This window comes from Delftia sp. CH05, from assembly GCF_009827015.1.
Classification (GTDB): Bacteria; Pseudomonadota; Gammaproteobacteria; order Burkholderiales; family Burkholderiaceae_C; genus Comamonas; species Comamonas tsuruhatensis.
Window position 1 is genome coordinate 144,796 of record NZ_WUMG01000011.1, and the last position, 11,022, is coordinate 155,817.

The window sequence follows — 11,022 nt, forward strand, 5'->3', positions numbered from 1 at the left end:
GATTCAGTTGGAAAGTGCGGTTTCGAAGCGCGTGGATTACTTTTCGACGACCGCGAACAGGTCGTCTTCCTTCATCACCAGCAGTTCGTCGCCATGGACCTTGACGGTCTGGCCGCTGTACTTGCCGAACAGAACGCGGTCGCCGACCTTCACGTTCAGGGCGATCACTTCACCCTTGTCGTTCTTCTTGCCGGGACCCACTGCCAGCACTTCGCCCTGGTCGGGCTTCTCGGCGGCGTTGTCGGGGATCACGATGCCCGAAGCCGTCTTGGTTTCGTTTTCGAGGCGCTTGACGATCACGCGATCGTGCAGGGGACGCAGGTTCATACCAACTCCTAAATCATCAACAAAGTTGAAACAAAGACTTGCCGGCCCGGCGGGCCGGCATTCGAAGCAATGTGGGACAGAGGATTGTTAGCACTCATACCCAACGAGTGCTAATAATAAGGCAATTCGGCCAGGTTTCAAGGGGTAGGGCCGGATGTGCCGCAAGACGGCACATCCGGCGCGGAGTGCGGAACGCCACTACCCATTAGCTTTTCCGCCACTGATCTTTAGTTTTTTCGGGGCGCGCCCGCGCTGGCCAGCGGCGAAGCGCAGCCTGCAGGAGCACACAGAACTTCCGGCGAAAGGCTGTCGCTGAATCACCATGCAGCCTTGCGGGCTGTGACCTGACGTCGCATCGAAGGCGCCCTGGCCGTGGTGCTGAGCGCACCCAAGATCAGCCAGCCGTGCAGAGTGACTGTCCTTGATCAGGCGCGAACGAGACCGAAGCCTCGTCTGGTGACCTCTGAGGTCAGAGGGAGAAAAGCTCCGCCTTCGTGGCACGATGACGGCCCAGTCCTAAAGGGGAGCTTCACCAGGTCGGGTGCGGATGAGGCGCGAAGCATCTGGCGATGCCGCCAGCCCTGAAGCTTGGATGACCACCATGTGGCTGCAACTGATAGGTCACGAGGTGGCCGTGAGCAGCAGCAATCGCTGCGGAGCAGTTGGCAACTGCAGACTTTCTAACGATGGCCTCAGGCTGATCTACGCCCTTCACTGTGCAAAGCGAGAGTGACAGGGACGACCAACACCGGCCGTTGAAGGCTTCCATTGTTGGACGACCGCTTCACCGTTTGGAAGTGGCCAGTCGATTCTTCGGTGCGCCGTGCTTCGCCTCGAAGGCCCCATTTCGCGCTGCACCGCTGATTCCTGTCGACTCCATGCCGTCGCTCCGACTGGTTTCAACGAAGTTGGAATCAGCCCACGATGGTGCTCGCGCCGAGCGTCCGCACTCAGGCGTTGGTGCGCAGGTTGGTGCAATGACGATGTAGGATTTGGATACAATGAAAATAAGAAGCATTCTTGTTTGCCGCTGCATATTGCCCCGGTGCCTTTCCTCCTGCTTCACTCGTGCCGCTTTCCCATGCCCGCCGCCGACCGCGCCCTTGTTCCCGATGTCGCCACTCTCTACTCCGACCACCACGGCTGGCTGCTGGGCTGGCTGCGCAAGCGCCTGGGCAATGCCTTTGATGCGGCCGATCTGACCCAGGACACCTATGTGCGCCTGCTGGGCCGTAGCGGCGCCGAGATCCAGGCCATTCGCGAACCGCGTGCCCTGCTGATGACCATTGCCCAGGGTCTGGCCGCCAACCTCTACCGCAAGCGCTGCGTGGAGCAGGCCTATCTGGACGCCCTGGCCCTCATGCCCGAGGCCGTGGCCCAGTCCCCCGAGCACCGCGCCATCGTGCTGCAGACCCTGGTCGAGGTGGACCGCCTGCTGGCCCTGCTCCCACTGCCCGTGCGCCAGGCCTTTTTGCTGTCGCAGATCGACGGCATGAGGCAGGCCGACATCGCGGCTGAACTGGGCCTTTCCGTGCCCACCGTGCGCCGCCATATCGCGCGGGCCGTGGTGCAAGTCTGCTTTCTGGACGACGACGGCGCATGAGCCTGCCCATTCCTCTTGCGGTGCGCGAGCAGGCCGCCGAATGGCTGGTGGAGCTGCAGTCCGATGATCACAGCGCCGGCACGCGCGAGATGCTGGTGCAGCGCCTGCAGCACTGGCGCGAATCCCATCCCGACCATGAGCGCGCCTGGCTGCGCATAGAGGCCATGGGCGCACGCCTGCAGCCGCTGTCCGGTACGCCGGCCAGCGTGGCCCTGGCCCAGGCCGCGCGCACGGCACGCGGGCGCGGGCGGCGCTTGGCGGTGCGCAGCCTGGCCGTGCTGCTGTTCACGGGCGCGGGTGCCGGTGCCGTGGCATGGAGAGGTCCGGCATCCTCGGGCGACTGGCTGGCCGGCCTGGGGGCGGACCTGCGCACGGGCACGGCCCAGCGGCGCAGCCTGCGCCTGCCGGACGGCACCCAGCTGCAGATGAATGCCGACAGCGCGGTCGACCTGGATTTCAGCCCGCAGCAGCGCCTGGTGCGCTTGCGCGGCGGCGACATCGAGGTGGCCACGGCCCAGGGCCTGAAGGATAGTGCGCCGCCCTTGCTCGTCGAAACCCGTCATGGCCGCATACGTGCCCTGGGCACGCGCTTCGTCGTGCGCCAGCGCGGCCAGGGGCCCAGCCGGGTTGCGGTCTTTGAAGGCGCCACGGAGATCGCGCCCCGCGAACGGCCCGGCCACCTCCATCTGCTGCAAACAGGCCAGCAGGCGCAGTTCGACGCTCAGGCCACCACGCCGGCCGGGCCCGCCGATCCGGCCCTGGCAGCCTGGACGCGCGGCATGCTGGTGGCCCAGGACATGCCGCTGGCCGAGTTCCTGGACCAGCTGTCGCGCTACCGGCCCGGCCACCTGGGCTGCGATGGCGCCGTGGCGCAGCTGCCCGTCAGCGGTACCTATCCGCTGGCCGACACCGACCAGGTGCTGGCCATGCTGCTGGCCACCCTGCCGGTGCGCCTGCGCACGGCCACGCGCTACTGGGTGGTGGTCGAGCCGGCCTGATTTCCTGGCTCTTGTCGATCCTGGCTGATCGCTTTTCGCGTCTCGCGGGGCAATGGAGATGAAGCGCTTTTTTCTGCGCCCGCATTCCATTGCCAACCATCCAGGACCGAGGGACACGCACACCATGGGCCATCACCCGACTTTTCGCGCCACACGACTGGCATTTCAACTGCGGCAGGCCTTGCGCCCCGCCGTTCTGGCACTGCCGCTGGTGGCGGTGCTTGCCCCGGCGCAGGCTCACGCACAGGCACAGCCCCACGCCCAGGCAGTGCAGCGCTACGACATTCCTGCCGGGCCGCTGACCGCCACGCTCAATCGCTTTGGCGCCCAGGCGGGCATCCTGCTGTCCTTCTCCACCGCCCAGACCGCAGACAGGACCAGCCCCGGCGTGCAGGGTGATCGAACCGTGGACCAGGCCCTGTCCGCGCTGCTGGCCGGCACGGGCCTGCAGGCCCTGCCGCGCGAGGGCGGCGGCTTTGTGGTGCGACCGTCCCTGGCCGTGGGAACGCCCACCGGCGCGGCCACGCTGGCCGAGGTGCGCGTCACCGCCCAGGCCGAGCGCAGCGCCGTCACCGAGGGCACGCAGTCCTACGCCGCCAGCGAATCGCGGGCCGCCACGGGCCTGTCCCTGTCGCTGCGCGAGACGCCGCAGTCGGTCAGCGTGATCACGCGCCAGCGCATGGACGACCAGGGCATCGTGCTGCAGGAAGACATCGCCCGCCAGACCACGGGCCTGAGCTATGCGCAGTACGGTCCCACGGGCGGCGACACCAACCAGTTCTTCGCGCGGGGCTTTCAGATCAAGAACTTCCAGGTCGATGGCGTCAACCGCCTGTTCAGCGACTACCCGGCCATCTTCCAGACCAGCGACATGGGCATGTTCGACCGTGTCGAAGTCGTGCGCGGCGCCTCGGGGCTGATGAGCGGCGCGGGCACGCCCGGCGCCACCATCAACCTGGTGCGCAAGCTGCCCACGGCCGAGTTCCAGGGCAGCGCCAGGCTCACGGCAGGCTCCTGGGATTTCGCACGTGCCGAGGTGGATCTGTCATCTCCGCTCAACGCCTCCGGATCGGTGCGCGGGCGCATCGTGGCCGTGTCGCAGAACCGCCATTCCAAGGTCGACTACGAGCAGGACCGCAGCCGCTCGCTGTACGGCGTGGTGGAGGCTGACCTGTCGCTGTCCACGCTGGCCACCGTGGGCTTTTCCGCGCAGGACTACGACGCTTCTGGCGTAGGCCGTGGGGGCCGGCCTTTCTTCTACACGGATGGCACGCGCATCGATTGGAGCCGCTCCGCGTCCTCGGGCGCGCGCTGGGCCTCGGCACGGCGGGACTACCGCAGCGTCTTCGCCTCGCTCGAGCACCGCATGGCCAGCGACTGGCGCCTGAAGGCCATCTACACGCTCGACCGCAGCAGCTATGACGAGATTCCGGGCTGGACCAATGAACAGCCTGTGGACCGCACCACCGGCGCAGGTGCCGGCCTGTGGGCCGCCTGGTGGACGGGGCGGCCTCGGCAGGACACGCTGGACCTCACGGCTTCCGGTCCCTTCCAGCTGCTGGGACGCCAGCACCAGGCCGCCTTCGGCGCCAGTGTGGCGCGCACGCGCAACGACAGCGGCTCGCATGGCCGCTGGGCCTTCCCCGGCTGGGACAACACCATAGACAACCTCTTCACCTGGGATGGCCGCACGCCGGTGCAGCCCGACAACCCGGTACTAGGCCGCAGCGCGGCCGTGGAACGCAGCAGCAGTGCTTACGGATCGCTGCAGCTGCGCCCCACGGACCGGCTGTCCGTCATCGCGGGCGCACGCATCACGAACTGGAAGCGTCGCGACAGCTACACCGATTTCGCCAGCGGCGAGACCAGCGGCAGCGCCATGGCCGAAAACGGCAAGCTCACGCCCTTCGCCGGCCTGGTGCTGGACGTGGGCCGCGATTGGTCGGCCTATGCCAGCTATACCGATATTTTCCAGGCGCAGAGCAGCCTGGACATCCACGGCAAAAAGCTCGATCCCCTCCTGGGCCGCAGCTACGAGCTGGGCCTCAAGGGCGAGCTGCTGGACAAGCGCCTGCAGGTGGGCGCCGCCGTCTACCGCCTGCTGCAGGACAACGTGGCCCAGGCCATCACGGGCAGCTACGCGCCCAATGGCGAGCAGGCCTACCGTGCCGTCAAGGGCGCCGAAACGCGTGGCTTCGAGGTGGAGATGACCGGCGAAATCCGCCGCCACTGGAACGCCTCCGTCGGCTTTGCCCGCAACATCGCGCGCGACGCCGAGCGCAACCGCCTGAACCCCGAAATCCCGCGCAACACCCTCAAGCTGTTCACCACCTACCGCCTGCCTCACATAGGCCACGGCCTGACCGTGGGCGGCGGCGCGCGCTGGCAAAGCGGCACCTGGAGCGACCTCTCCTTCCTGGGCCTGCCCAACGTCAGCCGTGTCGAGCAGAAAAGCTATGCTGTGGCCGACCTGATGGTGCAATACGCCATCAATCCGAAGCTCACGGTCTCGGCCAACCTCTACAACGTCTTCGACCGCAAGTACCAAGGGGTTTCGACCTCGTCGTACTACGGGGAGGCGCGGAATATGCGCGTGGCGGTGTCTATGAAGTTCTGAAATGTTTTCAGCTGCGCCCCGTGTGAACGTCGTCAGCATCAGTGGATGTGCTGTCCGCCGTTGATGGCGATGTTTGCGAGGGTAGAGCTGTCAGGGTGTCATGGCGAGCCTGGCCGTCCATCCGTGTTTCGGGACTGCAAGTTTGAGTGGGGGTGAGACGATCACTGGCACGGGGCGAGCGCCCGGAGAATGTCCTAGCCTTCGAGTAGCCCCACCATTTGGGCCAGCGCTTGTCGCAGGGGCTAAGGACTGCTTGGCGCCATGCAGCGTGAGTTCGCCCGGCGGCGGGGGGCGGCAGCTGCCGAGGCAAAGCCGACACCGACAGGCCAGCGACAAACGACTGCAACGGGTCGGTAGCTGCCACACAAGAGCCCATGGCAACGCGCGACGCCGCCGCACATCGGCCCTGAGCCCTTGCGCCTCGGCCGATAGCTCGCTCCTCAGCCTTGCTGGCCAAAAAACTAAAGTGCAGTGGCGCGTTTTCCGTACAGACGAAAGTTCAGTGGCGCATCTCTCTAAGGATCGATGGTGCATGGCTTGCGAGGACGTGAGAAATCAACGAGTTATCTGCGTGACGCGCGGCGTGTTCAGTGGCGTTCCGCACGGAGCTTGCGCAATGGAGCCGCACGGCCGCCCTCATTTTTTTCAACAACAATTCAACAATAGTTGTATTATTGATGCATGCAAGAAACCCAAGTCATCCGATCGCTTTCGGCCCTGGCCCATGAAGCGCGCCTGCGCGTTTTCCGCGCCCTGGTAGTCGCCGGCCCTGCGGGGCTTACGCCCAGCGCCTTGGCCGAACAGTTGGGTATCGCACCCAACGCGCTGTCGTTCCACCTCAAGGAGCTGTCCCATGCCGAGCTGGTCAGCCAGGAGCGCCTGGGCCGCAATGTGCTGTACCGGGCGTCCTTTGCGGCGATGAACGACCTGCTCGCCTACCTCACCGAAAACTGCTGCCAGGGCGCCGCATGCGCCACGGTGGATGCCTTGCCCTGCAACTGCTGAACGGAGTCCACGATGAAACGCTTCCATGTCCATATGCACGTCGACGATCTGGCCAAGAACATCGCGTTCTATTCCCAGCTGTTTGGTGCCGAGCCCGCCCGCGTGGAAAGCGACTACGCGAAGTGGATGCTGGATGAGCCCCGGGTGAACTTCGCCATTTCGACGCGAGGCGAGAAAGTCGGCCTGGACCACCTGGGCTTCCAAGTGGATGAGGCCGAGGAGCTGGATGCGCTCAAGGCACGCGCCAGGGCCGCCGACCTGGCGATGCTCGACGAAGGCGCCACCACCTGCTGCTATGCACGCAGCGACAAGCACTGGATCACCGATCCCCAGGGGATTGCCTGGGAGCACTTTCATTCGCTGGAGAACATTCCCGTGTTTCACGAGGCCCCTGATGCAGCTGTCGGAGCCAGCGGCGCGTGCTGCGCGCCGACGGCCCCGCGCCAGGCGGCCGCATCTGCCTGCTGCGCCCCAGGCACCGTAGCTGCCTCTTCCTCCAAGTCCTGCTGCTAAGCCACCATGTCTGATTCCATCACCCCCCTGAATGTCCTGTTCCTGTGCACTCACAACTCGGCGCGCAGCATCCTGGCCGAAGCTTTGCTCAACGACATGGGCAATGGGCGCTTCAAAGCGTATTCGGCCGGCAGCAGCCCCCGCGCGAATCAGCAGCCCAATCCCTTGAGCTTGCAGGTGCTGCAACGTGCCGGCGTATCTGTGCAGGGGCTGCGCAGCAAGAGCTGGGATGAGTTCGCGGCCCCGCAGGCGCCGCAGATGGACCTGATCATCACCGTCTGCGACAACGCAGCTGGCGAGGTCTGCCCGATCTGGCCCGGCCACCCCGCCACCGCCCACTGGGGATACGCCGATCCCTCGCAGGGAGACGCATCTGAAGAGGTCAAGCTGGAAGCATTCCGACAGACTCTGCACATGATGCGTCGTCGTCTGGAGCTGCTGGTCAACCTGCCCGACGACAAGCTGGAAAAGGCAAGGCTACAGGGCACCGCCCGCGAACTGGCCTCCCACTGACGCCCCCCTTCGTCCACGAATGCGCGCCTTCTGAAACCCGAATCTCCCAGCACCATGCTCATGGCAGTCCTGATCTTCATCTCCACCCTTGTGCTGGTTATCTGGCAGCCGCGCGGCCTGGGCATTGGCTGGAGCGCCTCGCTGGGCGCGGTCGTTGCCCTGCTGGCCGGCGTGGTGCATCTTTCCGACATTCCAGTGGTCTGGGGCATCGTGTGGAATGCGACCGCCACCTTTGTAGCCGTCATCATCATCAGCCTGCTGCTTGACGAGGCCGGCTTCTTCGAATGGGCCGCGCTGCACTTCGCACGCTGGGGCGGAGGCCGGGGCAGCAAGCTGTTCGCGTTCATCGTGCTGCTGGGTGCGGCTGTGTCCGCCTTGTTCGCCAACGACGGCGCCGCCCTGATTCTCACGCCCATCGTGATGGCCATGCTCGTGGCGCTGGGCTTTTCGCCCTCCGCCACGCTGGCATTCGTCATGGCGGCAGGCTTCATCGCCGACACGGCCAGCCTGCCGCTGATCGTCTCCAACCTGGTCAACATCGTCTCGGCCGACTTTTTCAACATCGGCTTCAACGAATACGCCTCGGTAATGGTGCCGGTCAATCTCGCCTCGGTGCTGGCCAGCCTCGCCATGCTGATGCTGTTCTTTCGGCGCGGCATTCCCGCAACCTATGACCTGGCCCAGCTCAGGCGCCCGGCCGATGCGATCCGCGATCCGGCGACCTTTCGCGCGGGCTGGGTGGTTCTGGTCCTGCTGTTGGTCGGCTTCTTCGGGCTGGAGCCGCTGGGCGTGCCTGTCAGCGCGGTCGCGGCCGCAGGTGCCGCCCTGCTGCTGGCCGTGGCGGCACGCGGCTGCGTCATCAGCACCCGCAAGGTACTGCATGGCGCGCCGTGGCAGATCGTCGTGTTCTCGCTGGGCATGTATCTGGTGGTCTACGGATTGCGCAATGCCGGGCTGATCACCTCTATCGCATCCGTTCTGGACCGCTTTGCCCAAGGCGGCGTCTGGGGCGCAGCCATCGGCACGGGAGTGCTCTCGGCCCTGCTGTCGTCTGTGATGAACAACATGCCCACCGTGCTGGTGGGTGCGCTGTCGATCGATGCCTCCAGTGCCACCGGCGTGGTCAGGGATGCCATGGTCTACGCCAACGTGATCGGCTGCGACCTGGGCCCGAAGATTACGCCCATCGGTAGCCTGGCCACGCTGCTGTGGCTGCATGTACTGGCCAGCAAAGGCATGACCATCGGATGGGGCTACTACTTCAGGGTCGGTACGGTTTTGACGGCCCCCGTGCTGCTCATCACGCTTGCCGCCCTTGCGCTGCGCCTGAGCGTGGCTGCCTGAATTCCCTCACAGAACCCATCTGCCATGAGCACCATCACGATCTATCACAACCCCGCCTGCGGCACATCGCGCAACGTGCTGGCCCTGATCCGCAACAGCGGCGAGGAGCCCGCCGTCATCGAATACCTCAAGACACCGCCCGACCGGGCCACGCTGGAGCGGCTGCTGGCGGACCTGGCCCTGCCTGTGCGGGAGGTTCTGCGGCAAAAAGGTACGCCGTATGACGAGATGGGCCTGGGCGACCCGGAATGGACCGATGCCCAGCTGATCGACGCCATGCTCCGGCACCCTATCCTCATCAATCGCCCCATTGTGGTGACGCCACTGGGCACGCGCCTGTGCCGGCCATCCGAGGTGGTGCTGGACATACTGCCGCGTCCCCAGCAAGGGGCATTCTCCAAGGAGGACGGCGAAGCCGTCATCGACGCGGCAGGGCAGCGTGTGGCAAAGCACTGACTTGCCAGATCCGGCCCCTGCGTGGCCAAAGGTGGCGAGGCAGCAACGACCTGCCGCTGTGGCGCGCCGAAGCCTCAGCGGCGCCCCGCTCCTGAGCCGGCTCACCACCCGGGGCGGCTCACGATCCCTTCGGCCGCTGCCTTGAAGTTCGCCATGACTTCATCGATCGGCTGACCCATCTGCGCATGGACGATGGCGCCGTCCGCCACCAGGGTGAGCGCAGCGCCCACGGACACGGAACGGCCACCGAACAGGCGATCCAGCACGGACGACATTTCCTGCTTGTGCCGCCGGACCGTCGCCAGGATCTCAGGGTCGGACGAGCCCAGTTCGGCAGCGGCATTGAGAAAGGCGCAGCCCCGAAAGTCGGGCTGGCCGAACCAGCTCCTGAGGGTGGTGGACAGGGCATCCAACGCTGACGAGCCCCCGGCGGCCTCCTGCGCCAGGCTGGCCTGGAACCAGGAAATCCACCGTTCATGGCGGTAGTCGAGGTACGCCCGGATCAGGTCGTCCTTGCTGGCGTACTGGCGGTAGAAGGTGACTTTGCTGACCGACGACCGCTCGATGATCCGGTCCACGCCCGTGGCCCGGATGCCCTCTGCGTAGAAAAGGCCATGGGCTGCCACCAGGATGCGCTCGCGGGGCGGCAGTGACTCGAGAGATGGCTGGGAAGTTTTCATGAAGACATTGTAGACAGATCGTTCCACCTCCGTTAGAGTGGTACATGTAGACAGATCGTTCTACATCTTTTCAAAGGTCACATCATGGAAACTCGCCCACCCCTGCCCCCGTTCTCTCTCGCAAGCGCCGTCCAAAAGGGCCGTTTGGCCGAGGATGGATGGAACACACGCGATGCGGCCAAGGTCGCGATGGCCTATACCCCCGACACGAAATGGCGCAACCGGGCGGAGTTCGCCAACAGCCGCGCCGAGGCCCAGGCCCTTCTTGAGAGGAAGTGGAAGAAGGAGCTGGACTACCGGCTGATCAAGGAGCTTTGGCTGTACGCGGAAAACCGGATCGCAGTCCGCTACGCCTATGAGTGGCACGACGATGCCGGGAACTGGTTCCGGTCGTACGGCAACGAGAACTGGGAATTCGAGGCCGACGGTCTCATGCGCCGGCGCTTCGCATGCATCAACGACATGCCCATCCAGGAATCGGAGCGCAAGTTCCACTGGCCGCTGGGGCGTCGCCCCGATGACCACCCCGGTCTGTCCGACCTGGGCCTGTAGGCAAAGCCCCGGGCACGTCCCCAGGCAGCCAGCCGCTGCCGCGATGGCCTGGGCGGGAAGGCGCTCCGCCTTACCGACTCAGCGCCTTGCGGACCTCTGCCTGGAACGCCTCGCTGTTGCGAAGGCGCAGGTACTCCTGGTATGCGGCCCGATATTCCTGCGTTTCGACTCCGTAGGAGATCGATATCTCCGCATGGCGGTCCAATCCGGCGCGGCGCCAGAGTGCGAGATCGGCGATGACTTCGGCGCGGGAAAGCGCTGCGTCCGATGTGGCTGCCGAGGCGTCTTGCGGCTGCGAATGGGCTGCGAAGCAGCTCGAGAAGGCGATGGCCGCAAGCGCCGGCTTCAGGATGCGTGCGGCTGCAGCAACGGTGGGGGAGGGGGTTGTGTTTGGCATGGTTTGACGGATGGGGG

General features: G+C 65.5%; 12 protein-coding genes. 9 read left to right on the forward strand and 3 right to left on the reverse strand.

The features are described 5' to 3' along the window. Positions 1-36: 36 nt before the first annotated feature. Complete coding sequence (gene groES, locus GRX31_RS11965) at positions 37-327, reverse strand: co-chaperone GroES (RefSeq protein WP_016445456.1); 291 nt, start codon at positions 325-327, stop codon at positions 37-39. A gap of 1,081 nt (positions 328-1,408) precedes the next feature. On the opposite strand from groES, the gene GRX31_RS11970 reads away from it, so the two are divergent. From GRX31_RS11970 to arsC, 8 genes are all read left to right on the forward strand, one after another. Next, positions 1,409-1,930 (forward strand): sigma-70 family RNA polymerase sigma factor, encoded by a 522-nt coding sequence (locus GRX31_RS11970; RefSeq protein WP_016445457.1) that lies wholly within the window; start codon positions 1,409-1,411, stop codon positions 1,928-1,930. Then, the gene (locus tag GRX31_RS11975) at positions 1,927-2,928 is read left to right on the forward strand and encodes a FecR domain-containing protein (RefSeq protein WP_046985400.1); all 1,002 of its coding nucleotides are present in this window, start codon (positions 1,927-1,929) and stop codon (positions 2,926-2,928) included. The genes GRX31_RS11970 and GRX31_RS11975 overlap by 4 nt, the downstream gene beginning before the upstream one ends. 181 nt (positions 2,929-3,109) lie before the next feature. After that, positions 3,110-5,545, forward strand: coding sequence for a TonB-dependent siderophore receptor (locus tag GRX31_RS11980; RefSeq protein ID WP_237426663.1), 2,436 nt, complete (start codon positions 3,110-3,112; stop codon positions 5,543-5,545). Positions 5,546-6,226: 681 nt separating this feature from the next. Next, complete coding sequence (locus GRX31_RS11985; RefSeq protein WP_016445460.1) at positions 6,227-6,550, forward strand: ArsR/SmtB family transcription factor; 324 nt, start codon at positions 6,227-6,229, stop codon at positions 6,548-6,550. A 12-nt stretch (positions 6,551-6,562) separates the two neighbouring features. Further along, positions 6,563-7,063 carry an ArsI/CadI family heavy metal resistance metalloenzyme gene (locus GRX31_RS11990; RefSeq protein WP_160852864.1) on the forward strand — a complete coding sequence of 167 codons (501 nt, stop codon included), beginning with the start codon at positions 6,563-6,565 and terminating at the stop codon, positions 7,061-7,063. A gap of 6 nt (positions 7,064-7,069) precedes the next feature. Then, on the forward strand, positions 7,070-7,576 hold the full coding sequence (locus GRX31_RS11995) for an arsenate reductase ArsC (protein WP_016445462.1): 507 nt from the start codon (positions 7,070-7,072) through the stop codon (positions 7,574-7,576). A gap of 54 nt (positions 7,577-7,630) precedes the next feature. Next, positions 7,631-8,920: an arsenic transporter gene (locus tag GRX31_RS12000; protein ID WP_016445463.1), complete on the forward strand. Its 1,290-nt coding sequence runs from the start codon at positions 7,631-7,633 to the stop codon at positions 8,918-8,920. Between the two features lie 24 nt (positions 8,921-8,944). Continuing rightward, positions 8,945-9,376, forward strand: a complete 432-nt coding sequence (gene arsC, locus GRX31_RS12005; RefSeq protein ID WP_016450895.1) for an arsenate reductase (glutaredoxin) — start codon at positions 8,945-8,947, stop codon at positions 9,374-9,376. 101 nt (positions 9,377-9,477) lie between these two features. Here arsC and GRX31_RS12010 read toward each other — a convergent pair whose 3' ends face one another. Beyond that, positions 9,478-10,056: a TetR/AcrR family transcriptional regulator gene (locus tag GRX31_RS12010; protein ID WP_160852866.1), complete on the reverse strand. Its 579-nt coding sequence runs from the start codon at positions 10,054-10,056 to the stop codon at positions 9,478-9,480. An 84-nt stretch (positions 10,057-10,140) separates the two neighbouring features. Between GRX31_RS12010 and GRX31_RS12015 the strand changes: the two genes are divergently transcribed. Continuing rightward, positions 10,141-10,608, forward strand: coding sequence for a nuclear transport factor 2 family protein (locus GRX31_RS12015; RefSeq protein WP_160852868.1), 468 nt, complete (start codon positions 10,141-10,143; stop codon positions 10,606-10,608). A 70-nt stretch (positions 10,609-10,678) separates the two neighbouring features. On the opposite strand, the gene GRX31_RS12020 is transcribed toward GRX31_RS12015, so the two are convergent. Further along, positions 10,679-11,022, reverse strand: a 344-nt coding sequence (locus tag GRX31_RS12020; protein WP_237426664.1) for a DUF4148 domain-containing protein, incomplete at its 5' end; no start/stop codon positions are given.

What these genes read in the sequence shown, in the direction of transcription:
- GRX31_RS12010 (WP_160852866.1), bottom strand. Translation starts at nt 10,056, where the DNA reads ATGAAAACTTCCCAGCCATCTCTCGAGTCACTGCCGCCCCGCGAGCGC.
- GRX31_RS11970 (WP_016445457.1), top strand. Translation starts at nt 1,409, where the DNA reads ATGCCCGCCGCCGACCGCGCCCTTGTTCCCGATGTCGCCACTCTCTAC.
- GRX31_RS12015 (WP_160852868.1), top strand. Translation starts at nt 10,141, where the DNA reads ATGGAAACTCGCCCACCCCTGCCCCCGTTCTCTCTCGCAAGCGCCGTC.
- GRX31_RS11985 (WP_016445460.1), top strand. Translation starts at nt 6,227, where the DNA reads ATGCAAGAAACCCAAGTCATCCGATCGCTTTCGGCCCTGGCCCATGAA.
- GRX31_RS11990 (WP_160852864.1), top strand. Translation starts at nt 6,563, where the DNA reads ATGAAACGCTTCCATGTCCATATGCACGTCGACGATCTGGCCAAGAAC.
- GRX31_RS11995 (WP_016445462.1), top strand. Translation starts at nt 7,070, where the DNA reads ATGTCTGATTCCATCACCCCCCTGAATGTCCTGTTCCTGTGCACTCAC.
- GRX31_RS11975 (WP_046985400.1), top strand. Translation starts at nt 1,927, where the DNA reads ATGAGCCTGCCCATTCCTCTTGCGGTGCGCGAGCAGGCCGCCGAATGG.
- arsC (WP_016450895.1), top strand. Translation starts at nt 8,945, where the DNA reads ATGAGCACCATCACGATCTATCACAACCCCGCCTGCGGCACATCGCGC.
- GRX31_RS12000 (WP_016445463.1), top strand. Translation starts at nt 7,631, where the DNA reads ATGCTCATGGCAGTCCTGATCTTCATCTCCACCCTTGTGCTGGTTATC.
- groES (WP_016445456.1), bottom strand. Translation starts at nt 327, where the DNA reads ATGAACCTGCGTCCCCTGCACGATCGCGTGATCGTCAAGCGCCTCGAA.